At 31.0% G+C, this 24,922-nt stretch carries 24 protein-coding genes; 14 read left to right on the top strand and 10 right to left on the bottom strand.

Annotation, left to right across the window (positions count from 1 at the left end; genetic code table 11):
* Positions 1-16 precede the first annotated feature (16 nt).
* Genes ureB through CQA57_RS01715 form a run of 6 tightly spaced genes read left to right on the top strand, consistent with a single transcriptional unit; the run spans position 17 to position 4,820 of the window.
* On the top strand, positions 17-1,726 hold the full coding sequence (gene ureB, locus CQA57_RS01740; RefSeq protein WP_115578511.1) for an urease subunit beta: 1,710 nt from the start codon (positions 17-19) through the stop codon (positions 1,724-1,726).
* A 10-nt stretch (positions 1,727-1,736) separates the two neighbouring features.
* On the top strand, positions 1,737-2,252 hold the full coding sequence (locus CQA57_RS01735; RefSeq protein ID WP_115578510.1) for an AmiS/UreI family transporter: 516 nt from the start codon (positions 1,737-1,739) through the stop codon (positions 2,250-2,252).
* On the top strand, positions 2,253-2,774 hold the full coding sequence (gene ureE / locus CQA57_RS01730) for an urease accessory protein UreE (RefSeq protein WP_115578509.1): 522 nt from the start codon (positions 2,253-2,255) through the stop codon (positions 2,772-2,774).
* 1 nt (position 2,775) lies between these two features.
* A complete protein-coding gene (locus CQA57_RS01725) occupies positions 2,776-3,441 on the top strand; it encodes an urease accessory protein UreF (protein WP_115578508.1) in 666 nt (221 codons plus the stop codon).
* A gap of 12 nt (positions 3,442-3,453) precedes the next feature.
* Positions 3,454-4,059, top strand: a complete 606-nt coding sequence (ureG, locus tag CQA57_RS01720) for an urease accessory protein UreG (protein ID WP_115578507.1) — start codon at positions 3,454-3,456, stop codon at positions 4,057-4,059.
* Complete coding sequence (locus CQA57_RS01715) at positions 4,059-4,820, top strand: urease accessory protein UreD (protein WP_115578506.1); 762 nt, start codon at positions 4,059-4,061, stop codon at positions 4,818-4,820. The genes ureG and CQA57_RS01715 overlap by 1 nt, the downstream gene beginning before the upstream one ends.
* 8 nt (positions 4,821-4,828) lie before the next feature.
* Here the strand turns inward: CQA57_RS01715 and CQA57_RS01710 are convergent, their stop codons facing one another.
* Entirely contained in the window at positions 4,829-5,083 is a 255-nt protein-coding gene (locus CQA57_RS01710) for a tetratricopeptide repeat protein (protein ID WP_115578505.1), read from the bottom strand.
* Positions 5,084-5,173: 90 nt separating this feature from the next.
* Positions 5,174-6,298, bottom strand: a complete 1,125-nt coding sequence (tgt, locus tag CQA57_RS01705) for a tRNA guanosine(34) transglycosylase Tgt (protein WP_115578504.1) — start codon at positions 6,296-6,298, stop codon at positions 5,174-5,176.
* A 63-nt stretch (positions 6,299-6,361) separates the two neighbouring features.
* On the opposite strand from tgt, the gene CQA57_RS01700 reads away from it, so the two are divergent.
* From CQA57_RS01700 to CQA57_RS01675, 6 genes are read left to right on the top strand one after another with little or no spacing between them, the layout of a single operon-like run.
* Positions 6,362-7,801: a COG3400 family protein gene (locus CQA57_RS01700; protein WP_115578503.1), complete on the top strand. Its 1,440-nt coding sequence runs from the start codon at positions 6,362-6,364 to the stop codon at positions 7,799-7,801.
* Positions 7,791-8,843, top strand: a complete 1,053-nt coding sequence (gene aroB / locus CQA57_RS01695; RefSeq protein ID WP_115578502.1) for a 3-dehydroquinate synthase — start codon at positions 7,791-7,793, stop codon at positions 8,841-8,843. Before CQA57_RS01700 ends, aroB begins: the two co-directional genes overlap by 11 nt.
* Positions 8,844-8,848: 5 nt before the next feature.
* Positions 8,849-10,414 carry a mechanosensitive ion channel domain-containing protein gene (locus CQA57_RS01690; RefSeq protein ID WP_170126800.1) on the top strand — a complete coding sequence of 522 codons (1,566 nt, stop codon included), beginning with the start codon at positions 8,849-8,851 and terminating at the stop codon, positions 10,412-10,414.
* Positions 10,411-11,655: a tRNA (N(6)-L-threonylcarbamoyladenosine(37)-C(2))-methylthiotransferase MtaB gene (gene mtaB, locus CQA57_RS01685; RefSeq protein WP_211305531.1), complete on the top strand. Its 1,245-nt coding sequence runs from the start codon at positions 10,411-10,413 to the stop codon at positions 11,653-11,655. Before CQA57_RS01690 ends, mtaB begins: the two co-directional genes overlap by 4 nt.
* Positions 11,642-13,240, top strand: a complete 1,599-nt coding sequence (locus CQA57_RS01680) for an AAA family ATPase (RefSeq protein WP_115578499.1) — start codon at positions 11,642-11,644, stop codon at positions 13,238-13,240. The genes mtaB and CQA57_RS01680 overlap by 14 nt, the downstream gene beginning before the upstream one ends.
* Positions 13,241-13,693: a hypothetical protein gene (locus tag CQA57_RS01675; protein ID WP_115578498.1), complete on the top strand. Its 453-nt coding sequence runs from the start codon at positions 13,241-13,243 to the stop codon at positions 13,691-13,693. It begins immediately after the preceding gene.
* Between the two features lie 19 nt (positions 13,694-13,712).
* Here the strand turns inward: CQA57_RS01675 and htpG are convergent, their stop codons facing one another.
* From htpG to purE, 3 genes are all read right to left on the bottom strand, one after another.
* Positions 13,713-15,572: a molecular chaperone HtpG gene (gene htpG / locus CQA57_RS01670; protein WP_115578497.1), complete on the bottom strand. Its 1,860-nt coding sequence runs from the start codon at positions 15,570-15,572 to the stop codon at positions 13,713-13,715.
* A 108-nt stretch (positions 15,573-15,680) separates the two neighbouring features.
* Positions 15,681-16,133, bottom strand: coding sequence for a methylated-DNA--[protein]-cysteine S-methyltransferase (locus CQA57_RS01665; protein ID WP_115578496.1), 453 nt, complete (start codon positions 16,131-16,133; stop codon positions 15,681-15,683).
* Positions 16,130-16,624 (bottom strand): 5-(carboxyamino)imidazole ribonucleotide mutase, encoded by a 495-nt coding sequence (purE, locus tag CQA57_RS01660; RefSeq protein WP_115578495.1) that lies wholly within the window; start codon positions 16,622-16,624, stop codon positions 16,130-16,132. The genes CQA57_RS01665 and purE overlap by 4 nt, the downstream gene beginning before the upstream one ends.
* 72 nt (positions 16,625-16,696) lie before the next feature.
* Between purE and CQA57_RS01655 the strand changes: the two genes are divergently transcribed.
* Positions 16,697-17,110, top strand: coding sequence for an META domain-containing protein (locus CQA57_RS01655; RefSeq protein ID WP_115578494.1), 414 nt, complete (start codon positions 16,697-16,699; stop codon positions 17,108-17,110).
* On the opposite strand, the gene CQA57_RS01650 is transcribed toward CQA57_RS01655, so the two are convergent.
* Genes CQA57_RS01650 through prfB form a run of 5 tightly spaced genes read right to left on the bottom strand, consistent with a single transcriptional unit; the run spans position 17,103 to position 21,971 of the window.
* Positions 17,103-18,212, bottom strand: a complete 1,110-nt coding sequence (locus CQA57_RS01650) for a glycosyltransferase family 4 protein (protein WP_245941828.1) — start codon at positions 18,210-18,212, stop codon at positions 17,103-17,105. The two genes, CQA57_RS01655 and CQA57_RS01650, sit on opposite strands and share 8 nt — an antisense overlap.
* Positions 18,127-18,912: a glycosyltransferase family 2 protein gene (locus CQA57_RS01645; protein WP_115578493.1), complete on the bottom strand. Its 786-nt coding sequence runs from the start codon at positions 18,910-18,912 to the stop codon at positions 18,127-18,129. The genes CQA57_RS01650 and CQA57_RS01645 overlap by 86 nt, the downstream gene beginning before the upstream one ends.
* Entirely contained in the window at positions 18,905-20,242 is a 1,338-nt protein-coding gene (locus tag CQA57_RS01640) for a U32 family peptidase (RefSeq protein WP_115578492.1), read from the bottom strand. The genes CQA57_RS01645 and CQA57_RS01640 overlap by 8 nt, the downstream gene beginning before the upstream one ends.
* Positions 20,239-20,868 carry a hypothetical protein gene (locus tag CQA57_RS01635; protein WP_115578491.1) on the bottom strand — a complete coding sequence of 210 codons (630 nt, stop codon included), beginning with the start codon at positions 20,866-20,868 and terminating at the stop codon, positions 20,239-20,241. The genes CQA57_RS01640 and CQA57_RS01635 overlap by 4 nt, the downstream gene beginning before the upstream one ends.
* Positions 20,869-20,870: 2 nt before the next feature.
* A complete protein-coding gene (gene prfB / locus CQA57_RS01630; RefSeq protein ID WP_115578490.1) occupies positions 20,871-21,971 on the bottom strand; it encodes a peptide chain release factor 2 in 1,101 nt (366 codons plus the stop codon).
* Between the two features lie 156 nt (positions 21,972-22,127).
* Here prfB and CQA57_RS01625 point away from each other — a divergent pair, with 156 nt between their 5' ends.
* A complete protein-coding gene (locus tag CQA57_RS01625) occupies positions 22,128-24,869 on the top strand; it encodes a TonB-dependent receptor plug domain-containing protein (RefSeq protein WP_115578489.1) in 2,742 nt (913 codons plus the stop codon).
* Positions 24,870-24,922 lie beyond the last annotated feature (53 nt).

The following is a 24,922-nucleotide window of genomic DNA, read 5'->3' as shown; positions in this document are numbered from 1 at the left end:
AATTAAGGAGTAAAAAATGATAAAAATTTCAAGAAAAGAATATGCTTCAATGTATGGTCCAACTGTTGGTGATAAGGTAAGATTAGGTGATACTGAATTATTTGCAGAGATTGAAAAAGATTTTACTATCTATGGTGAGGAAATAAAGTTTGGTGGAGGCAAAACTATTCGTGATGGAATGGCACAAAGCGTTAGTAGCAATGAAAATGAATTAGATAGTGTAATTACTAATGCAATGATAATTGATTATACTGGAATCTATAAGGCAGATATTGGTTTAAAAGATGGAAAAATAGCGGGCATAGGAAAAGCTGGCAATAAGGATACACAAGATGGTGTAAATGATAATATGATTGTTGGTACAGGAACAGAGGTTATTGCAGGAGAGGGATTGATTGTTACAGCAGGTGGAATTGATACACATATTCATTACATTTCTCCTACACAAATTCCTACAGCCTTGTATAGTGGTGTTACTACAATGATAGGTGGTGGAACTGGTCCTGCAGCAGGAACTTTTGCTACAACTTGTACTCCTGGAAAATGGCATATGAAGCAAATGTTGCGCTCCACAGAAGAATATGCAATGAATTTTGGTTTTTTTGGTAAGGGAAATAGCTCCAATGAAGAAGCTTTGGGTGAGCAGATTAAGGCAGGAGCTTTGGGATTAAAGGTGCATGAAGATTGGGGTTCAACACCAGCAGCAATCAACCATGCTTTAAATATTGCAGAAAAATATGATGTGCAAGTAGCAATCCATACAGACACTTTAAATGAAGCGGGTTGCATTGAGGATACTTTAAATGCAATTGCGGGGAGAACGATACATACTTTCCATACAGAAGGTGCTGGTGGAGGACATGCTCCAGATATTATTAAGGCGGCTGGGGAGGCAAATATATTGCCTGCATCTACAAATCCTACAATTCCTTTTACAAAAAATACAGCAGATGAACATTTGGATATGCTGATGGTTTGCCATCACTTGGATAAAAACATAAAAGAGGATGTGGCTTTTGCGGATAGTAGGATTAGGCCAGAAACAATTGCAGCAGAGGATACATTGCATGATATGGGAATTTTTTCTATTACAAGCTCTGATTCTCAGGCAATGGGAAGAGTAGGGGAGGTTATCACTAGGACTTGGCAGACTGCTGATAAATGCAAAAAAGAATTTGGAAGATTGAAAGAAGAAACAGGCGAGAATGATAATTTTAGAATCAAAAGATATATATCAAAATATACCATTAACCCTGCTATTGCTCATGGAATTTCTGAGTATGTAGGCTCTATTGAAGTTGGAAAAATTGCTGATTTAATTCTTTGGAAACCAAGTATGTTTGGTGTAAAACCAGAGACTATTGTTAAATGCGGAATGATTGTGGCATCAAAAATGGGAGATTCTAATGCTTCTATTCCAACGCCAGAACCTATTGTATATACTGATATGTTTGGAAGTATTGGTAAGGCAAAATATGATTGTGGAGTAACTTTTGTATCTAAAGTTTCTTGCGAATTAAATATCAAAGAAAATTTTGGATTAGATAGAACATTGCTTCCTGTAAAAAATTGTAGAAATGTGACAAAGAAAGATATGAAGTTTAATGATGTTATCACGCCAATTGAGGTAAATCCAGAAACTTATGAAGTTAAGGTAGAAGGCAAAAAAATTACTTCAAAATTTGTTGATGAAGTGTCTTTGGGACAACTTTATAATTTATTTTAAGGGGTAGATAATGTTAGGTATTGTATTGATGTATGTAGCCATTGTTTTAATCAACAATGGTATTTGTAGAATTGCAAAGATTGATGGTAAAACAACCTCTGTGATGAATATTTTTGTAGGAATGCTTTCAATTATTGCTAATATTATTGTGATAATACATGGCGATATTGATGGTGGTGGACGCAATGATTTTTATGCTGCTGCCACTGGTTTATTGTTTGGTTTTACATATCTTTTTGTAGCTTGTAATCAGCTTTTTAAGTTGGATCCTAGAGCATTTGGGTGGTATAGCCTATTTGTAGCAATCAACTCCTTGCCCGCAGCATACTTAAGCTATAATGATGGAACTTTTGAGGGGATTGTATTTGCATATATTTGGTTAGCTTGGGGTGTCCTATGGCTTACAGGATGGATAGAGTGTGTATTAAAAATTGAGCTAAAATTTGTTCCATATTTGGCAATTTTAGAGGGTATTTTCACTGCTTGGATTCCTGCTTGGTTGATTTTAACTGGATATTGGAGTTAAATGCTAGCTGAAAAAATTTGTGGAAATTTAAGGGATTATGACACACAATCCCTTAATATCGATACAATTGAGATTGATTGGTATGATACAAGAAAAAAAATAGCACGATTAAAAACCTCACAAGGTAGAGAGATTGGTATGAAACTTACTAATTTCTCGCAAAATGGTCTTAATCATGGGGATATTTTATATGTATCAAAAGACTGCATAATAGCAATTGTAATTAGGCCTGTTAAGGTGCTTTATCTTTATATGAAAGATATGGCAAGTATTGTGCGTATTGTTTATGAGATAGGAAATAGGCATCTGCCCTTATTTTTTGGAACTCAAGCAATGGAATTGCAAACCCCATTTGAAAAACCCTTGCAAATCTTGCTGGATAAAATGCAAATACAATATGAGATTAAAGATTCTATTTTGGATTCTAAGGATAGATTGAGTGTGAGTATGCCACATTCTGAAATTCAAAAAAAAATAGAAATTAGTAATGATTTTGAAGTCAGAATCATTAAAAAGGATTAGAATGAATTTTTTGTTATTGCAGGTTAATGATTCTTTATTTCCTATCGGAGGATATACGCATTCTTTTGGCTTAGAGAGTTATATACAGCTTGGTAGCATTAAAACTAAACACGATGCATTGAGATATATTATTTCAAATTTAAACACTCAAATACTCCATACAGATCTTTTGGCAATAAAGCTAATTTTTGATAGCAGAGAAGATTTAGAAGAGATTTTAAAAATTGAAGAGTATATCAATGTTTCAGCATCTCCAAGAGAGTTGAGAGAAGGATGTTTAAAGCTTGGGCAGAGATTTATTAAAACAATTCAAGCAATGAATCTTGAAAAAAATATTTTTTTTCAATCCTATGCACAAAAAACACAAACACCAGTTCATGCAAGTGCATATGGAGTTTTTTGTATGTCATATGATATTGATATGGAATTAGCAATTAAACATTATATGTATGCTCAGGCTTCAAGTATTGTTACAAATTGTGTAAAAACTATACCTTTATCACAAAATGATGGACAGGCTATTTTGTCATCATTGCATCAAGAGTTTTGTCAGATTTATTTGAAATTGCAAGATTTAGATTGGAGAGATTTTTGCAATGCTAGTGTTCATAATGATATTAAAGCAATGCAACATGAGGTTCTTTATTCTAGATTATATATGTCATAAAAGGAGAAAGAGATGGTAAAAATTGGAATTTGTGGTCCTGTTGGAAGCGGGAAGACGGCTTTGATTGAGTGTCTAACAAGATTGATGAGTAAAGATTATTCAATAGGTGTTATTACTAATGATATTTATACTAAAGAAGATGCAGAATTTATGGCGAAAAATTCTGTAATGCCTAGAGAGAGGATTATTGGTGTAGAGACAGGTGGTTGCCCACATACTGCAATTAGAGAAGATGCATCGATGAATTTAGAAGCAGTCGAAGAGATGATGCAAAGATTCCCGGATATAGAAATTTTGTTTATAGAAAGTGGAGGAGATAATCTTTCTGCTACTTTTAGTCCAGAATTAGCGGATTTTAGTATTTTTGTTATCGATGTTGCAGAAGGAGATAAGATACCTAGAAAGGGTGGTCCTGGAATTACAAGGTCTGATTTGCTAATCATCAATAAAATTGATCTTGCTCCATATGTAGGTGCAGATTTGGAGGTAATGCGTAGAGATTCTTTAAAGATGAGAGGAGATAAACCTTTTATTTTTACAAATATTAGAGCCAAAGAAGGAGTTGAAGCAGTGATTGATTGGATTAAAAAATATGCTCTTTTGGAGGATATGGCTTGATGAATAGTTTTACTCAAGAAACACTTTTAGAATTAAAAACAAAAGTTGGAGCTAATGGAAAAAGTGTTATTGAGCATATGTATTTTACTCCTCCATTAAAGATTATTGATCCTATCTATGAAGGAGATATTGCAAATATTATGCTTTTATCTGTTTCTGCTGGATTGATGAAGGGAGATAGTCAAAAAATAGATATAAATATAGGTCAAAATACTAAAGTTAAACTTTCTTCTCAGAGTTATGAAAAGATTCATAATACTTTAGATGGTAAGGCTTTGAGGAATACAAATATTGTTTTGCAAGAAAATGCATTGTTAAATTTTACACCTCTTCCCACCATCCCATTTGATAATTCACACTTTGAAAATAACACTAATATTTATTTGGAAGATGACTCTATATTGCATTATGGGGAAATATTTTGCGCAGGAAGAGTTAGTCGTAATGAAGTCTTTAAATTTAACAAGTTTGCTTCAAAAATTTGTATTTTTTGCAATGAAAAAATGATATATCTTGACAATATGTTTTTAGATCCAAAAAAACAACAGTTAGATGGATTTTGTATGTTTGATGGTTTTACACATTATTTAAATCTCATTATATGGGATAAACATCAGGATATTGAATGCTTATATGAAAAAGTAAAGGCAAGTGGAATAAATGCTGGGATTAGTGTGAGTGCATATGGAGTAATTGTTATAAAAGCGCTTGATATGGAGAGTGAAAGATTGATTGCCTTCAAAACCCTTTTGGGGTTTTGAAGTTTGAGTTATTGTGCTTTTTGGCAGCTTTTTTTATCGCCTAAATCACAAGCTCTTTTGTAGTATTTTTTAGCCTCTGCATAATCTTTTGCCTTATAAAGAGCATTCGCAATTTTTCTGCATTCTTTTGCACTTCCTTGTGAGCAAACTTGTATTTGTTGAGCAGTAGGTGCTGCTGTGTCTTTTGTTTCTACTTGAGCTTCATCTTCTTGAGCAAAAGCTAGTGAACCTAAAAAAATAAAAGATAATAAAACTTTTTTCATTATTTTCTCCTTAATGATATTTGATTCCATCCTTAGATTTAAGGATAAGGTATTATTGAGAAAAAAAATGAAAAAAGTGTCAAATAAATTTTAATTTTGTCTTTTTGTGTAAAAATCTTTTTTGAAGTCATTCCATTGGTTATTTAATATAGCCATTCTTGCTGATTTTGTAAGCTCAAGATAATAATAAAGATTATGCAGCGTTGCAAGTCTAAAGTAAGTGATTTCATTTGCCCTAAAAAGATGGTGCAGATAGGCTCTAGAAAAATTTCTACAAGTATAGCATTTGCAAGCTTCATCAATAGGTAATGTATCCAAATGGTATCTAGAAGATTTGATATTGATTTTTCCAAAGCTTGTAAATAAACTTCCATTCCTTGCATTTCTACTTGGCATTACGCAATCAAACATATCAACACCCCTATCAATAGCCTCGATGATATTTTCAGGAGTTCCAACGCCCATAAGATATCTGGGTTTGTGTTGAGGTGTAAAGGCATTGACATATTCAATGCATGCATACATTTCTTCAGCACTCTCTCCCACAGCCAAACCACCAATTGCATATCCATCAAAACCTTCAAGTGCGCATAATTCCTTTGCACTTTGTTCTCTTAATTCTTTATTATTTCCCCCTTGGATGATTGCAAAGAGATTGTTATTTAATCCCAAACCTTGACTTTGCTGTTCTTTGTGGTAATAGAGACTTTCTTCTGCCCATTTTGTTGTTGTTTTTACAGATTGTAAGATTCTCTCTTTGCTTGCGGGTAATCCTACTAAATCATCTAAAACCATCATGATATCACTGTTTAGTTCATATTGTATGTCTAGCACTTTTTTTGGTGTAAAGAAGTGTTTGCTACCATCAATATGTGATTTAAACCAAATGCCCTGAGAATCTTTTTTTGTGTTGTTGCTTAAGCTAAATGCTTGAAATCCACCACTATCAGTCAAAAAGCTATTGGGGTATTTTGTAAAGTGATGTAATCCTCCTAAAGATTTAATGCAAGGAGATGAGGGTCTTAGATAGAGATGATAGGTATTGGCAAGAATAATTTTTGTATCAAGATGATTTGTTAGATCATAAAAATCAAGTCCTTTTACGCAAGCTTGAGTTCCAACGGGCATGAAAATAGGTGTATGTATTGTTGAATGATAGGTTTGCAAGGTTGTGGCTCTTGCATTGCCATCGATTTTATCTACTTTAAAAATCATTCTTATAACCTTTTGCTATAATTGTAAAACTTTAATATTTTAGGTTTGGCTTTAAGGATCAGAGTGAAAAAAATTGTTTTAATATTGGATGGAATTGTAGCAAAAAAGTTTTTGCAAAGCGTGCTTGAAAAATATTTTAGTAGCAATAATTATATCATAATAGCCAATGATTCGAGTTTTTTGCCAGAAGAGATTCCAAGTAGTTGCCATTTTCATTTTTTTGATCCTACTTCATCATATAAACTTCTTAATATTTTAGATTCTGAAGTAAGTGATGTCTTTATACTTTCAGATAATGTAGAAGAAAAAAAAGTAATTTATGAGATTATAAAAAAGCATTATAGAGATGTGAGGATAGTGCTTAATGTAAAAAATACACAAGAAAGTCTAGAGTATAAAAATAATGATAAGACATTTTTTATTGATGAATCTATATTGCTTTCTGGTGCAATGATAGCTAGGCTTCCAAATGTTCCTTTAATTCCTCAAGGATTTGGTTTGGGATTGGGAGAGGTGATGGAGATTAATGTCCCTTTTGGTAGCGTTTTTGCATATCGCCACATAGGTTCTATACAGCAGAAAAACTATCGTATTGTTGGAATTTATCGACAAAATGAATTTTTATTAAGCAATTATTCTTTGGTAATTCAGCCAACAGACACGCTGTTGGTAGCCGGAGATCCTAGGGTTTTAACACAAGTTTATCATCAGGTAAAAAGTGATATTGGACAATTCCCAGCACCATTTGGTAGAGATATTTATGTATATGTAGATATGATACTGCAAGATTTTGATGAGCTTATGAGGGATATTGAGCAGGCTATATTTTTGCATGAGCATTTAAAAAATACAAAGCTTTATATTGTAGTTTTGCATCCAAGTGATGTGGAAGTAATGCAACAATTAAAAACTTTTGAGTGTTTGGGAATTGATGTTAGTTTTGATTATAAAGTATCAGATTTTATCACAAGGTTTCAAGAAGATTTAAAGAAAAAGATAGGAATGATTGTTGTAGGAAAAAAATTCTTTTTGCAAAGAAGAATTAGAAAAGTTTTATTTAATAGTGCAATTCCTGTGTTCAAGACAAGCTATAAGGATATTAGAACCTTAAAACAAAGTATTGTTGTATTAAATGAGGAGATGAATGATGGAGAAAATATTTCTTCCGTGATTTTTGATGTTTCTATTCAAATAAAGCTAGGAATGATTATTTATGATTTTGATCCAGATAAACATTATCAGATTGATATTTTAAAAGATTATGAAAATCTTTCGCGTGTATTTGATAAAAAAATTACTACAATCAAAACACATACTAAGAATCCTATTATTTATCTCAAGGATACTAAAGAGCCATTATTACATTTTTTGCCTTTTGAAAAATGTATAACGGGTCATGGATTTTTAAATTTCCTATCTACAAAGGTAGAAAAAATTTCTTTTATGCTAGATGAGCATCCTCAAATATTGATACCTATTTTGGAACAAATAGATGATAAATGATTTTATTACAATACATACAGCAGATGGGGATTATAAGGTTTGTATTGGAGAGTTTGAAAATATCAGTTTTGAAAAAAAATATAGCAAAGTGCTTGTGGTTACTAGTCATAATGTCGCAGGATTCTATCTTGCTTTTTTAAAAAATAAAATTTCACATCAACAGGTTTTTGAGTGCATTGTAGATGATCGGGAAGAAAATAAAGATTTCACTACTATTCAACAAATATTAGACTGTGCTTTTACTAATAAATTAGATAGAAAATCTTTAATGATTGCTTTGGGTGGTGGTGTCATTAGTGATATGGTTGGTTTTGCAAGCGGTATTTATCAGAGAGGTATTGATTTTATTAATATTCCAACAACTCTTTTGGCACAGGTGGATGCATCTGTAGGTGGAAAGACTGGTATCAACACGCATTTTGGAAAAAATCTTATTGGAATCTTCCATCAACCAAAAAAGGTCTATGTCAATCCATTGTTTTTAAAAACACTGAAACAAAGGGAATTTTTTGCAGGTATTGCCGAAATACTCAAAATTGCTATTTGTTTTGATAGGGCTTTTTTTGATTTTCTTTTTGAGAAAAATTTAAATAATTTAGATGTATTATCTGAAGCTATTAAAAAAAGTATTAAGCTAAAAGCAGATATTGTAGAGCAAGATGAAAGGGAAGATGGGATTAGAATGGGGCTTAATTATGGTCATACATTTGCTCATGTGATTGAGCTTGAAACAAGTTATAAAAAATTTTTACATGGAGAGGCTGTGGCTATAGGAATGCAGATGGCAAACTCATTGGCATTGAAATTAGGTTTATTAAGTCCAGAAGAAGTAGAAAAAATTGAATTTTTGCTTGAAAAATACTGTCTTTTATTGCAATATAAGATTTGTGATATAAAAGGATTTTATAACAAGTTTTTTATTGATAAAAAAACTTGTTATGATACTTTGCGTTTTATCCTTCCAAATGGAATTGGTAAAATGAAAATAGTGGATAATGTAGAAAAAGAAAAACTTTTAGAAGTTTTAGGAGTCTATGCTTGAAAAAAATTATCTTAATATTGTTGAGTATATTTTTTATTTTTGCACAAGAGGATAGGATTGAAGAGATTGAAAGACAGATTCAAGAATTAGATGCTAGTATTCAATCAAGCAATAATATCTGGATAAGAAAATACGCAAATTTTGAAAATTATAATAAAGTATATATTCAAATACAACAGCTTGAAAAAGAATTGAAAAAAAATAAAAATCAGGCAAATTCTCCGGATAATCTTTTTAAAAAGCATCAACTAGAAACTCAGATTGAGACATTGCAAAAGCAATTACAACTTTTAAATGAGTATAAAGACGATCCATTTAAAGAGCTGGTTCAAAAGCCAGAAATTACAGATATACCAAATGTTAGCAATCCTTTTTCTATCATCAGTGGTATTGGCTATATTAAACAACTTGAAAATCAAAAGAAAAATCTAGAGCGTAATCAATATACCTTAGATAATGCACTTAGTATTTTAAATGCAAAATATAAATTATTGCAAGAAGTGTATAAAATTGATAAAAATGCAAAAAAATATCAGATTTATCAAACACAAAGCAAAATACTAGAGCTTCAATCTGCACAGGATATCTTAAAAACAACTACGGATATTTACACAAAAGAGAGTCAAGAAATAATCAGTAAGATTTCTTTGCAGATTAAAAATCAGCTTTTTAAACTTATTTATATAGCAATTGCTGTTTTGATTAGCTTTGGCATTGCATTTATTTTTAAAGTTTTTACTAGAAAATATATTCACGACAATGAGCGTGCATATATGGCCTCAAAAATTATTAATTTTTTTAACATTACTGTGATTGTTTTAATTTTATTGTTTGCTTATTTAGAAAATGTAACATATTTGGTTGCTGTGCTTGGTTTTGCATCTGCTGGTTTAGCTATCGCAATGAAAGATTTATTTATGAGCATTTTAGGATGGCTTGTAATTACAATTGGTGGAAGTGTTCATGTTGGTGATAGAATCCGCGTGAGTAAAGATGGCTGTATTTATGTTGGCGATGTTTTGGATATTTCTGTGCTTAGAATTACTCTTTATGAAGATGTGACTTTAACGACATTTTTGGATAATAGAAGGGCAGGTAGGATTATTTTTATCCCAAATAACTATATTTTTACTACAATGATTTCAAATTATACTCATGGTGGAATGAAAACTGTTTGGGATGGGGTAGATTTTACAATTACTTTTGATAGTAATGTTAGCAAAGCTTGTGAAATTGCAAATGAGGTTGCAACAAAATATTCCAAAGGATATACAGAAACTACAAGAAAGCAGCTAAGTAAAATGCGTAATAAATATGCATTGAGAAATTCTAATGTGGAGCCAAAAACTTTTAGTTTGATTGATCATAATGGTATAAGAATTTCTGTATGGTATCAAACTAATGCATATGCTACTTTGAGTTTAAGAAGTGCAATTTCTGCAGAAATTATTGAGAGAATCTTAAAAGAGCAAGACATTATGATTGCATACAATACGACAAAACTTATTAAAGATGGTACAGATGGTTTTGGCAACAAGATGGTGCAAACATATCCGATTGAGGTGGATTGATGAAAGTTTATTTTAAAACCTTTGGTTGCAGGACAAATCTTTTTGATACACAGGTAATGCGATCAAATTTAAAAAATTTTTCTATTATTGAAGATGAGGAAAAAGCAGATATTATTGTTGTAAATTCTTGCACAGTAACTAATGGTGCTGATGCTGGTGTGAGAAGTTATGTAAATAAAATGAAGAGAGAGGGTAAAAAAATCTATCTTACAGGCTGTGGGGTTAAAACTCAAGGGCAAAAACTTTTTGATGCAAATTTGATTTTTGGGAGTTTTGGACATACGCATAAAGAAAAAATTGATGAATTTTTGTCTTCACAAACTAGATTTTTTATCCAAGAGCAAGAGAATGCTAATCATTTAGACACAACTGTAGTAAGCGAATTTTCTGGGAAGGTTAGGGCATTTATTAAGATTCAAGAAGGATGTAATTTTGCTTGTAGTTATTGTATTATTCCTACAGTAAGGGGTGTTGCAAGAAGCTATTTGCAAAAAGATATTCTAAAACAAGTAGATATTCTCGCGCAAAAAGGGGTAAGTGAAATTGTCCTTACAGGTACTAATGTGGGGAGTTATGGTAGGGATTTGGATAGTAATATTGCAAGACTGATTAAAGAAATTGCAAAAAATACGAGTATAAGGCGTATTCGCGTAGGAAGTTTGGAGCCAAGCCAAATTGATTCTGAATTTTTAGAATTGCTTGATTGCGATTTTTTGGAAAAACATTTACATATAGCATTGCAATATACTCATAATCAGATGTTAGAGATTATGAATCGACAAAATCGCGTAGAAAGTGATTTGATTTTACTTGAAAAAATTGCAAAAAAAGGATTTGCTATAGGCAGTGATTATATTGTTGGACATCCTTATGAAACCGAAGAGATGTGGCAAGAAGCCTATAGTAATTTATTGAAATTGCCCTTGACGCATATCCATCCTTTTATCTATTCCCCAAGAGATAATACGCCATCAGCATCAATGCCAAATAGTGTTGATGGTATTAGTGCTAAAAGAAGATTAAGAGAATTAAAAGATGCAATTGATCAAAAAAACTTTATTTTTAGAGATAAAAAGCCAATATTGGAAGTTTTAGTAGAAAGAGGAGAAGATGGAAGATATAGCGGTCTTGATCAATTTTTTAATCGAATCTTTATTAAAAGTGAAAAAAATATTCAAAACACTTGGTTAAAAATAGATAAATATCAAGTGATGCAAGAGGGGAATTATGCAGAAATCTAAAAGAAGCCTTTATGTTGCAATATGTGGTATTTTTGTTTTTAGTTTTTTGTTGCTTGTTTTGGTTATGAGGGATAATGCAATACTTATAAGTCAAAAAGATTTTGAAAATAGGCTTATTGAAAATCAAATCCCTTCAGAGATTTTTGCAAATCATTCCTATATTTATTTTAATCTTAATGATCAGATTTTTAAGGTATCTCGTATTGGATTAGATGAGAGTATGTTAAAAAATTTTAAGATTGATAAGAAAAGGTATTATTCTTTTTGGGTTTTGTTGCTTGTATTTTTGCTTTTAATATTTTTAGGGCTATATTTTTTAAGAAGTAAAATACCACAACATGATAGCAAGCCAATGCAAGATAATAGAGATTCTAAAAAAGATGGATTAGATGTAATTCCTATAAGTTCAGAGATAACTTTTAATGATGTTGCTGGTATTGATGCAGCAAAAGAAGAGCTTGTTGATTTGATAGATTTTTTAAGAAATCCTGCCAAATATCAAAAATTAAACATTTTAATGCCAAAAGGAGTATTGCTTTTTGGACCTCCTGGTATAGGAAAGACAATGATTGCAAAAGCTATGGCAAATGAGGCTAAGGTTCCATTTTTTTATCAAAGCGGTTCTTCTTTTGTTCAGATTTACGCGGGTATGGGGGCTAAAAAAATACGAGAGCTTTTTTCTCTGGCAAAAAAGAATGCTCCTTCAATTATTTTTATTGACGAGATTGATGCTGTTGGAAAGGCTAGGGGAGGAAATAGAAGCGATGAGAGAGAATCAACACTTAATGAGCTTTTAACACAAATGGATGGCTTTGGTGATAATAGTGGAGTTATTGTCATAGGCGCTACAAATCAGGCGGATACCTTAGATGAGGCATTGTTAAGAAGTGGAAGATTTGATAGAAAAATCCATCTAGAATTACCAAGTCTTGAAGATAGGATAAAAATTTTAAAAACACATTTAAGAAATAAAAAATATGATTTTGATGTGAGTGAGGTTGCAAAGATTTGCACAGGTTTTAGCGGGGCTAATATTGCTTCTTTAATAAATGAAAGTGCTTTATTGTCCCTTAAAAATGGGCGCGATGTGATTACTTTGCAAGATATTTTGATATTGAAAGATAAGGTTTTTTTAGGTAAAAAAACTTATCAAAATCTTGATTTTGAGCAAAAAAAACTTTTAGGAATTTATCAGGCTTCAAAAGCAATTAGTGCAATTGTTTTGGGTTTTGAATTTGAAAAATGCTCCTTATTGAGCGATTTTAAAATTCTTAGTGATCAAAGTATTGTTTCTCAAGAATTTCTAGAAAAACGTGTTAGTTTTTATCTAAGCGGTATTTTTGGATTAAAGTTTATGAAAAATGAAACTTTTACTCTAGGAAAAACAGATTTACTAGAAGCTCAAAAAATCATTGAAACAATGCATTCATATTCTATGGTTGAAGATGTTAAAAATACATTTGAGATTCTAAAAACAAAGCATTTGCTTTTTTTAGAAAAATACGAAAAGCAAATATTAAAAATTGCAGAGAAGCTCTTAGAGCATGAAAGTTTAACTTATATGCAAATTAAAGAGTTGTTGTAAGTGTTTTTTAGCGATTTTTGCTTAGAGAAAGAAGAAGAGATATTTTTTGGCCTTAAGAATGGTCTTTATGATGTCATTGGTCTTGGATATGGATGTTTTGAGGCATCAGAATATGTTTTTGCTCAGATACAAAAACAAAAGCGTATGCAAAAATTACTACTAATTTCTCCAATAATTGATATAGAAGCTTATAGACAAAATATTATGCCAATATACCAAAATTCTCCTTATCAAGGATATTTAAAAAAAGATAAAAAGGTTAATGTTGGGCAATGGGATAAAGAAAGGCTTGAGTTTATTGCTCGCAATGAGGTAAAAATAGAAGTTTATTTAGGAAGGGAAAATAAAGAATATCAAGATATTCTTGAATTATTTGGTAGTTTTGCACTAATTTATTGTTTTAATAGGGTGGCCTTTCCTCTTGTTGAGGAATTAAAAATCTTTAAGAAATAACCCCCCCCCCCTTTTTTTTTTAAAGGGTTTTTTGTATGAGGGTATAAATTCTGTGTGTAAAATCTTTGGTATTTTGTATATTGCCAGATTCTAGTATTTTTGCAGAATCAAAGAGTAAGAATATTAAACCTTTAAATTCTTCATTATTTTTCATAGTATTGATTTTTTGAATAATTGGATGATTGATGTTGAGTTCTAGGTTTTTTGGCATACTGATTGGATTTTGTCCCATTTGACGCATTAAGTTAGCCATCATTGCATTTTCTTCTTCTCCAACTAAAGCTACTGGAGATTGAAGAGTGTTGGATAGGGTTACTTCTTTGATTTGTTCGCCCAATATTTCTTTGATGCTTTTACATAATTCTTCAAAATCTTTTTTGCTTTTTTCATCAACTTCTTGTAATCCCAACTCTTCTAATGCTTGTTTGCTTGATGCATCTTTTATGGCTATCTTGTCATATTCGCCAACATTTGGCATTACAAAAGAATCTATTTCATCTGATAAAAGTAAAACTTCATATCCTTTTTGTGCATATTTTTCCAAAATAGGGGATGCTTTTAGCAAATCCTTATTTTCTCCAATTAGATAATAAATGCTTTTTTGATCCTTTGGCATATTTTCTTTGTAGAGTTTTAGTGACAACATTTCTTTATCGGTAGTGTCAAATCTTAAGAGTTCTAAGATTTTTTCTTTATTTTCAAAATCACTATAAAGACCTTCTTTTAAAACTTTTCCAAATTGTGTGTAAAATTCTTTGTATTGTTGCTCTTCTTTGCTTAGATTCTCAATCTCATTAAGAATCTTTTTTGTTGATGCAGATTTGATAGTAGAGAGTATTTTGTTTTGCTGTAAGATTTCTCTACTTACATTGAGTGGTAAATCTTCGCTATCAATCACACCTCTTATAAATCTCAAGTATTGTGGTAATAATTCTTTATCATCATCAGTAATAAAGACTCTTTTAACATAAAGTTTAATGCCTGATTTGTAATCTACTCTATAAAGATCAAATGGGGCATTTTTAGGTATAAAAAACAATGTGGTGTATTCTAAATTCCCTTCAACTTTTGTATGTATCCATTTGATTGGATCATTATTATCATGACTAAAGCTTTTGTAAAATTCTTTATAATCCTCTTCTTTTAATTCATTTTTTGCAATTTTCCAAATGGCTTTTGCATTATTGATTTGCTCAATTTTATCTTCTTTTTTTTCTGTTTTTTTATCACCCTCACCTTCATAGTTTATATGCGTATAATGAAGATAAATAGGAAATTGGATATGCTCTGAATATTTTTTTATGATATTTTCAATTTCCCATCTTGAAGCAAAATTTTTATCTTCATCTTTTAGATAAAGTGTAATTTCGCTACCTTGAGAATCTTTTTGGCAAGGTGTAATTTCATATTCTCCTTTTCCATCGCTAATCCAAGCAAAAGCCTTGTCTTCACCAGCTTTTTTTGTTTGCACGATAATTTTTTCTGCCACCATAAATGCAGAATAAAATCCAACTCCAAATTGTCCAATAAGTGCAGAATCTTTTTTCTTATCTCCACTTAAACTAGATAAAAAACTTTTTGTACCAGATTTTGCTATTGTGCCTAGATGATTGATGAGATCTTCTTCATTCATACCAATACCATTGTCAATAATACTTAGGGTTTTTTTATTCTCATCAAATTTAATATCAATCCTTGGATTGAAATCTAAATTTTTAAATTTTTCTTCAGTTAAGGTAAGGTATTTTAATTTATCCAAAGCATCAGAAGCATTAGAAACAAGCTCTCGCAAAAAAATCTCTTTATTTGAGTAGAGAGAGTGAATCATTAAATCTAAAAGTTGATTAATTTCTGTTTGAAAAGTATGTTTTTTACTCATTTTTTCTCCTTTAAAAAAATTTCAAAATTATAACACATCTCAAATAAATAAGAGATAAAACTTTATATCATTAGTATAAAGTTTTGTTAGTCTATAAGCATTAGGTTTTTAAAAATTATATCCCTCAAGTTTTAATAAAAATTTTTTATTTTGCAATCCCAGCGCGTAGCCACCAATATTCCTACTAGAAACAACACGATGGCAGGGAATGATGATATAAAGTGGATTTTTATTACACGCATTGCCAATAGCACGATATGAAAAAGGATGATTGATGGAATGTGCAATTTCTTTATAGGATTGCAGATTCCCATATTCAATAGTTTTGATATGTGTCCAAACTATTTTTTGAAAATCACTACCTTGTAATGAAATTGGAAGATTAAAATGTTGTAATTTTCCATCAAAATAGGAAGAAATTTGTTGTTTTACTTCTTTTGTGAGAGTTGTTTCTTTTTTTATGCCTTTTGGCAAAATTTTAGAAAAAGAAACAACATAATTATTTTCAATACCTATAAAAAAATCCCCAATAGGGGTATTGCAAGTATCAAAATAAATCAAATAAAATGTTCTATCTCTTTAGAATCTGCTTCGAGTTTATGAAGTTTATGTTGTCTATCCTCTTGTAAAGCTAGTGCTAATTCAGTGTTATTAAGAGCTAGAATTTGAATTGCAAGATAGGCTGCATTGATAGCGCCTGCTTTTCCAATAGCAAGGGTTCCTACTGGCATACCACTTGGCATTTGCACAGTGCTTAAGAGTGCATCTAAGCCATCTAAAGCACCTCCTGACAATGGAACACCTATGACAGGTTTTGTAGTCATAGAAGCTATGGCACCTGCTAAATGAGCCGCCATTCCTGCTGCACCTATAAAAACTTTAGCACCTTTTTTTTCAGCCTCTTTGATATAAGTCTTAGCTCTATCTGGACTTCTGTGTGCTGAGGCTATAAGAACCTCATAGGGAACTTTAAATTGTTTTAATACCTCTATGCATTCGCACATAATTTTGTAATCACTTTTACTTCCCATGATAATACTGACAAAATCCATAGCAATCCTTAAGTATTTTTTTGCTATTGTAGCAGAGCTATTGTTTCAAATCAAATTTTAAGGGATAAAACATTGAAAAAATTACTCATTTTAAGTCTAGTGTTTCAAATATTGCAAGCAACTACAAGTTTCTCTTTGGCTCTTATGCATAATGATTTTTTAGGAAAATGGAAAATAATAAAGGCAGATATAGATGGTGTTGTATATAAAATTACTGATAAAAATGCATTTTTATTCTTTAAGCAAAAAAAGTTTTTAGGTAATGTAGGATGTAATGATTTCTTTGGCAATTATGATGTTATGGAGCAACAAAAAATTATAATAGCTCCAAATAATGCTACAAATAAAACTTGTAATATTAAGGCTTTGGAGCTTGAAACTAAGTTTTTGCGTTATTTTATGGGAAATTTTACTATTGAAAAAGAAGGAAAAGTTTTTGTTTTGCAAAATGCAAGATTAAAGATTTATCTAAAGGCTCTTAAATAAAAAGTTGTTCCCAGAGTTTTAAAATTTTTTCTTTACAGAATTTTTTCCCTACATACTCTTTTGCATTTTTGCCCATACATTCCCTTAGTTCTTGATTTTGCATAAGTAATCTAAGTTTGTTTGCATAGGTGTCATAGTCATTGTCTGTGATTAAAAAGCCCGTTTTTTTATCGCAGATAATATCGCTAGGTCCAGTATTTACATCAAATGCAATGCTAGGGATTCCATAAGAAGCAGATTCTACTAAAACCATTCCAAAGCCTTCAAAAAAACTACTCATCGCATAAATACTACATTTTAAAAACTCTTCTTGAATATTTGGATTAAAGGGTTTTAGAAGAATATAATCTTGCATTTTTTCTTCTGCAATTTTTGCCATAATCTCCTTTTGCAATGCTCCACTACCAAGGATTATAAGTTTCCAATCTTTGAATTCTTCTGCAATTTTTGTATAAATTTCAATAAGGCGTATAAAGCCCTTTTCTTTGCTTAATCTACCAGCAGATAAAATGTATTTTTGAGAGTAATTTGTAATTTGTTTTGGAAGATTTGTGATGAAATTTGGTATCACAAAAACACTAGGATGTATTTTTTGCCAAAGATTTATTTGTTTTGAAGAAAGAACAACAAGATGGTCAAAAAAAGTTAAATCCTTTTTTTTAAAATCTAAATGCCATAAACGAATATATTTTTTATTTTTGTCTTTTTTGATATTTGCCAAAGCCCTGTCATTTGCAATAATAATTTCATCATTACAAAAAATTTTTATAGCCTTTAGTGTTAAAAAATAACGATAAATATGCTTAAGAAATAAGGTTTTGAGTTTGTTTTTACTTTTTTCTCCAAAATTACTTAGGTAGTGTATTTTTACTTTTGAATCAATGTAATAAGTTGGTTTGTCTTGGCTTTTATAATAACTAATAATTGAAACTTGATGTGTGGTGCTAAAGAGATTTGCTAGGTTGGCGCACACTCTCTCTCCACCCCCATTTTCAGTAATATCTCTTAGAACAATGCTAATTTTCATCGCATTGAGCTTTTTTTTGTTTTTCGTATTTCTTAGCATATTTAAAGAAAGAGCCATTTGCATTGATCCAGGCAATGATAAATCCTTTATAGCCATAACGCCAACCAGATCTTAAAAAATAATCTTTGAAAAATACCCAAAAGAATCTTAAAATTGCCATTGGCATAGAGCCCCCCCCCCCCCCTTCTTTTTTAGCACTATGTTCTTGTGCATCCAAACTTGTATAAGAATTCATTTTATCTAGCATTTGTGAGATTTGCTTTGTTGTGTAGTGTTTGAGCGAGGCTTGTAGATGTATAATCTTTGTATGATTTGAAATGATAAGACTTTCATGAACTTCTTTATTGTTGAAATGTGTGTGAGTTTTATTGAATAATCGATTCACAAAATCAGGATACCATCCGCAAGCTTTTATCCACTCTCCATCATAGTAATTTTTTCTACTTAAGGCATAGATGCAGTGTGTGTCAAGTTTGAGAGTGTTGATTTGTTTAATTGCCTCTTCTTCTAAAATTTCATCAGAATCAATATTTAAAATCCAATCATTTTGTGCATAAGAAATTGCTAAATTTTTCAAGGCTCCAAAACCAATGAAATCACTTTGAAAAATTTTTACATTATCAAATTGCTTTGCAATTTGCAAAGTCTCATCACTGCTTAAATTATCTAATAAAATAATTTCATTAAATGTGCGTAATGCATCAAGGCATTCAAAGATTGTCTCTTGAGCATTCTTGACTAAAATTACAACACTGATATTTGATGTATTATACATCCATTTTCTTTAATACAATATTTGGCACCCTTAAGAAAGTGTAAGCAGGTAGTTTTGCTGGGAGTTTGATTTTATTGACATTGCCACTATGTATGCTTGTTAATTCTTGTCCATTTTCTAGGATAATTTTATTTAAAACTAAAAAATATTTTTGATTTTTTTCATAAATTTTTCCAATAAAATTATCAACTAATGGGATTTGAGAATCTAATGGAGCAACGATTTCTAGATTATCCCCGATGCGTATAGTAAATTTGCATAAAAAATCTTCCCCACTCACTCCAACTTCTCCGCAAACTTGAAAATCTCCTTCGCTGATTGCTGTTATATGGTTTTGTGTATCAAGTCTTTCAAAGGGTCTTTTGATGAGATAACCATCAGTAAATCCTCGATTTTTTAAAGTGTGTAATTCTGCTTGGTATAAGGTGGTGTTATTTTGTTTTTTGTAATAATCTTCAATCGCCATTCTATATGTTCTTGCAGTAATTCCTGCATAGTATGTTGATTTTGTGCGTCCTTCAATTTTTAGAGCATCAATTGCTCCAGAATCTAAAATTTCGTGCAAATGGCTTATAAGATTTAAATCTTTTGAGTTAAAGATATGTGAACCTACACCTGTTTCTTCTTCTATTCTTATCATTGCGTTATTATCTGGTGCTTTTACATAAAGCTCATTGGTAAATGGGATAAGTTTATTTGTATCATAATCTTTAACAAAATATTCATAATCAAATCTGCAATCATTTGCACAACTACCACGATTTGGAACTCTTCCATTTTGTAGAGAAGAAATCAAACAGCGTCCAGAAAACGCAAAGCACATACTCCCATGTACAAAAATTTCTATTTCTAAATCTGGCAAATGTTTTTTTATCTCAATTGCATCTTTAAGACTCATTTCCCTTGCTGCAACAATTCTTTTAACCCCCATTTCATAAAATACCTCTGCGTCTAAAATATTTAATACATTAGCTTGTGTGGAGAGATGGATAGGGATTTGAGGAGCGAGTTTTTTGGCAAGCCTTACAACTCCAGGGGCTGCAATAATAAATGCATCTGGTTTTAAATCCGCCATTTGTAAAATATGCTTTTCTAATAATTTGATTTGATGATTAAAAGGAAAGCCATTGATGGCTGCATATACCTTTTTTCCTCTTTGATGTGCATACTCAATTCCCTGTGCAAAGGTATCAAAATCAAAATTTTTTCCCGCTCTATTTCTTAATGAAAAATGGCTTACACCTCCATAAACAGCATCCGCACCAAAATCTAATGCAATTTTTAATTTTGTTAAATTACCTGCTGGAGAGAGTAGTTGTACTTTTTTCATTTTTTTGCTCCAAAAGATGTGATAATTGCTTGTATTTCATCGTTAAAATGTATTTCTTCGTGCTCTTCATTTTCTTTTTTTGAAAAAATAGGAAGTTTTGATTCTTCAAAAGGTTGGTTAAAAAGATGATTGAGATAATCAGATAAAGCTCTTGTTGTATCAACAATATGATTTATCTTTGCATGATATTTTTGCTCTGTAGAAATTGTGTTTTGAATCTCTATGCAGTGTTGTGAGCATTTTTTTGCATTATTTTGAATAGCTATTATTTTTTCTATAATGTCTTGAGTTTCGTGAAAAGAATTGTCAAAAACTTTGATATTTGGAAATTTGTGAGCAAGCTTTTCAAATACTTCAAGATGTCTGATAGCATAGTTTAAAACTTCTTGAATATTTTGATTAATCTCCTTGCTTTTATTTTTCATATCCTCAAGTTCATTTTGAGCTATTTGAATGCCATTTTGAGAATCTTCTATGATTGATTGTAGGGTTCTAGCCTCTTGATGTGTATCATTTTGTTGTTCTTCATTATTGATAAATTGAGGCATTGCTTCTTGAGATTGTAATTCCTCATCCCATTTATTTTGATGAGATTGCATCAATGCTTCAAGCTCTTCTTGATTCACTGCTAACTCCTTTCAATTGAATTCTTTGATATTAAAACACCTTCAATAATGCTGTCAATATCCCCATCTAATATAGAATCTACATTACTATAAGCAATATTGCTTCTATTGTCTTTGACTTGTTGATAAGGACTTAAAACATAACTGCGTATTTGATGTCCCCAACCTATCTCACTTTTTTCTTGAGAGCCTACGCTATTGTTTTGTTTTTCTCTTTCAATTTCATAGAGCTTAGATTGCAACATTTTTAAAGCCGTTGCTTTATTTTTGTGTTGAGAGCGATCATTTTGGCATTGCACAACAATTCCTGTAGGGATGTGTGTAATGCGAATTGCAGATTCTGTTTTATTTACATGCTGTCCTCCAGCACCACTTGCACGATATGTATCAATGCGTATGTCTTTTTCTTCTATGTCAATTTCAATATTGTCATCAAGCTCTGGACTTACTTGAACACTTGCAAAGCTTGTGTGTCTTTTTGCATTGGCATCAAAAGGACTATTGCGAACTAAACGATGCACCCCATTTTCTGTTTTCATATAGCCATAGGCATTCTCACCTTTAATAAGAAATGCAACTCCCTTAATGCCTGCTTCTTCTCCATCTTGGTAGTCTAAGATTTCAGCTTTATATCCTCTTCTTTCACACCATCTTAAATACATTCGATATAAAATACTTCCCCAATCTTGGCTTTCAGTACCCCCAGCTCCAGGCTGAATGGTTACAATTGCATTTGCATTATCATGTTCGCCACTAAGCATTACAGCAATTTCTACGCTTTTGATAGACTTCTCAAGCATTTCTGATTCTGCAAATAATAATTCTAGTGCTTCTTCATCATTTTGTGAAAGCTCAAAAAGCTCCATTGCATCATCAATTGAATTTTTTGCTCCTTCATAAGTTTGAAGCATTCTTTCAATTTGTGATTTTTCTTTTCCAATTTCTCCAGCTTTTTTTGCATCATTCCAAAAATTAACATCTTGCTCTAATAAGGCAATATCTTGCAATCTTTTGTGTAATTCTTCAGGTTTGATAATTTTTTGAATATTTTCAATTTTTATTTTTAAGCTTTTAAGTAATTCACCATATTCATAAGAATCCATAATCTTAGCCCTTAATTTTCCTACGCTATCATAAAATAAAATGCAGATTTTACAACAAAAACAAGAATTTTATAGTATTTAAGTTCAAGAGGTGTGTATAAAAATCAAATATTTTTTAAGTAAAATAAAACAAATTTTTCTAAGAAGTTATTAGATGTGCAAAAAGGAGAGAATATAGCATTTTTTAAAAATCCAAAAATATTAGTGCTATTTTTTTCTCATACTTTAATGCAATTTGCACAAGATACGCGTTCTGTCGCTCTTGAACCAATCCAAACATTAGTAGATTTTCAAAAAGTAGAGCAAAAATATCAAAGTGCTCATATCATTACCAATTCACAAATACAAAGTAATTCTAATGGGAATGGAGATATTGCCTCTGTTGTAAGAATACTGCCTAATGTGCAATTTGATAGCAAGCAAATGCAATCTACTACTTCAGGAGAAATTGCTCCTGCAAATATTTCAATATCTGGAGGGCTTTATTATCAGAATCTATTTTTACTAGATGGAATGAGTTTTAATAATGACTTAAATCCTGCGGGAAATGGCAATTGGTTGGCAGAGCCTTCAAACAGAAGTCAAGGATTGGCTATCAATACAAATCTTTTAGAATCTATTAGTATTCAAGATAGCAATATTGATGCAAGCTATGGAAATTTTAATGGCGGGGTGATAGAAGCAATAACAAAAAGACCTCTAAAGAAATTTTCTACTTCTTTGAGTTATCGTTTTACTCAAGGGAATACCGATGGTTTTTCTCTTACGCAATACCACATATATAATGGTGCAAAAGGTTGGCAGGATTTTATAAATTCTTCATCAGAAACTATGCAACCTCTATTTTTTAAACATATCTTTTATACTGATATACAATCTAAGATTAATGATAAATTAGCAATTATTATGGCTTTATCTGCAACTCAAAGTTTTATTCCAATTAGAGCCACTGATGATGATTATTTGAGTGATTGGGCCACACCTGTGGATCCTAAAAATTCTGCTACAAGAAAACAGACACAAAATAGACAAATCTATAATTTATTTTCAAAGCTTTATTATGATGTTAATGAAAAGTTTCGATTGGAATTTTCTTATACATACGCACCAGAATTTGATTTTCGTTTTTTAGTTGGCACGCAAGATGATTATTATAGATTCCAATCTGGAGGGCATCAGATTGGGCAAAAAATATTTTGGGAAAATACCCTAGGAACTTTAAAAAATACTTTATCTTATTTGGTATTGGAAAATTCTACATATGCGATAGGTTATGAAAATATCAAGTATTGGCAAACCTCAGATTCTAAAAATTGGTCTAATTGGGGGACTTGGCAAAGAGAGGGTGGTCATGCTCCTGTAACTTCATTGCAACATTCTCTTACAAATAAGATTACGCAAGATTTTATACCATTTTATTTTCTTGCAACTGAACATAAAATACAAACAGGTTTAGAGGTATCCTATCAACTTGCAAATTTCTATTACAATAAAAATTTTTACACCGCAATAAAAACCTCTACTTTTATGACACAAGAGCAACAAAAAAAATGTTCTGATTTTAATTGGTGTGATTTGGCAAAAGCTTATGATCCAAGAGGTTTTGAGGCAAATGATGGTGTAAATGTTATTGATGGAATCTGGATGTATGGTCAGTATTTTAATCAAGCAAGTTTTTATCGCCAAGATAAAATTATCCAAGACAATCTTACTGCATCTTGGTTTGTGCAAGATGATATTTTGATACCTTTGGCAAAAGCTGGAGAAGCTAATCTAAGGGTAGGGGCAAGACTTGAAAATGATACTTATATGAAAAAAACTACATTTGCTCATCGCATAAGTATGAATTATTTGTTACCTTGGAATACTTGGGAGAAGGGGAAGGATTTTGCTACGCAAATTACTGGAGGTATCAATCGTTATTATGGAAGGAATATTTTTGCATACGCACTAAAAGATGGAATTAGTGGTTTAAGGACTGATATTTATCGAGATAATCCTGATATTAGCTGGGAAGAAATTTTAGAAAGCAATGTGGAGTGTTCAGAGATTGTTACTACAAATTGTTTTAAAAAAAATTCTAATAATGTGGCTTTTTCAAGATTAAAAATTCCATATATTGATGAATATACTATGGGGATAACTCAAAAGATTTTTGGTTGGAAGCTAGAAGGAAAATATATTTATCGACAAGGAAGAGATGAGGTGCTTTATATAAGGAGTGATTCTATAAATCTTTCTAGTATTTCTGGCTATTCTCCAAATTATTATACTTACACAAATGATGGAAAATCAGATATCCATATCATAACACTAATGCTAAGCAATTTAATGCCACTTGAGTTTTATCAAACGAAGCATCATCTGCTTATTGCGTTTGATTGGACAGATGTAAAAAGAAATTTTAATGATTATGCTACTAACTCAGTTAGTGGACAAATAAATGATGATTTGATCTTATGGGACAATAAACTTATTTATTGGAGTCAAAGGCCAGCTGATAATTTTGTCCGACCTTATACTATTCGTTTAAATACCACACATAACTTGAAGTTTAAAAAATGGAATTTTTTAATTAATAATTTTTTAAGATACAGAGGAGGATATTATGCATACGCTTATAAGGACAATGTAAATATAACTTTGCCAAATAACACATCATTAAGTGTGAGAGAATATAAAACTACACGATTACTTGCAAGTTTTACTTGGGACATAAAATTTGGTTTTGAATATGATTTTTATAAAAAGAACACTTTATTTTTTAACATCGATATTTTTAATTTGCTAAATAACAAAAATATTGCTTTGGCTAATGGTAATTACCTTACGGGTATTTTTACACCTATTTATGAGCTGGGAAGACAATTTTGGTTTGAAATAGGTTATAAATTTTAAATATCAAGAAAGCTTTTTGATACAATTTTGATTAAAAAATCCAAGGAAAACTC

The organism is Helicobacter anseris (genome assembly GCF_003364335.1).
GTDB classification, from domain to species: Bacteria; Campylobacterota; Campylobacteria; order Campylobacterales; family Helicobacteraceae; genus Helicobacter_H; species Helicobacter_H anseris.
Note: the sequence above shows the minus strand (reverse complement) of the source record. Positions and strands in the feature narration are given on the sequence as shown.

Coding starts and splice junctions, on each gene's coding strand:
- CQA57_RS01645 (WP_115578493.1), bottom strand. CDS start 18,912: ATGTATAATACATCAAATATCAGTGTTGTAATTTTAGTCAAGAATGCT.
- CQA57_RS01715 (WP_115578506.1), top strand. CDS start 4,059: ATGAATAGTTTTACTCAAGAAACACTTTTAGAATTAAAAACAAAAGTT.
- ureB (WP_115578511.1), top strand. CDS start 17: ATGATAAAAATTTCAAGAAAAGAATATGCTTCAATGTATGGTCCAACT.
- CQA57_RS01640 (WP_115578492.1), bottom strand. CDS start 20,242: ATGAAAAAAGTACAACTACTCTCTCCAGCAGGTAATTTAACAAAATTA.
- ureG (WP_115578507.1), top strand. CDS start 3,454: ATGGTAAAAATTGGAATTTGTGGTCCTGTTGGAAGCGGGAAGACGGCT.
- prfB (WP_115578490.1), bottom strand. CDS start 21,971: ATGGATTCTTATGAATATGGTGAATTACTTAAAAGCTTAAAAATAAAA.
- CQA57_RS01710 (WP_115578505.1), bottom strand. CDS start 5,083: ATGAAAAAAGTTTTATTATCTTTTATTTTTTTAGGTTCACTAGCTTTT.
- aroB (WP_115578502.1), top strand. CDS start 7,791: ATGATAAATGATTTTATTACAATACATACAGCAGATGGGGATTATAAG.
- CQA57_RS01680 (WP_115578499.1), top strand. CDS start 11,642: ATGCAGAAATCTAAAAGAAGCCTTTATGTTGCAATATGTGGTATTTTT.
- tgt (WP_115578504.1), bottom strand. CDS start 6,298: ATGATTTTTAAAGTAGATAAAATCGATGGCAATGCAAGAGCCACAACC.
- htpG (WP_115578497.1), bottom strand. CDS start 15,572: ATGAGTAAAAAACATACTTTTCAAACAGAAATTAATCAACTTTTAGAT.
- purE (WP_115578495.1), bottom strand. CDS start 16,624: ATGGATTTTGTCAGTATTATCATGGGAAGTAAAAGTGATTACAAAATT.
- CQA57_RS01725 (WP_115578508.1), top strand. CDS start 2,776: ATGAATTTTTTGTTATTGCAGGTTAATGATTCTTTATTTCCTATCGGA.
- CQA57_RS01735 (WP_115578510.1), top strand. CDS start 1,737: ATGTTAGGTATTGTATTGATGTATGTAGCCATTGTTTTAATCAACAAT.
- ureE (WP_115578509.1), top strand. CDS start 2,253: ATGCTAGCTGAAAAAATTTGTGGAAATTTAAGGGATTATGACACACAA.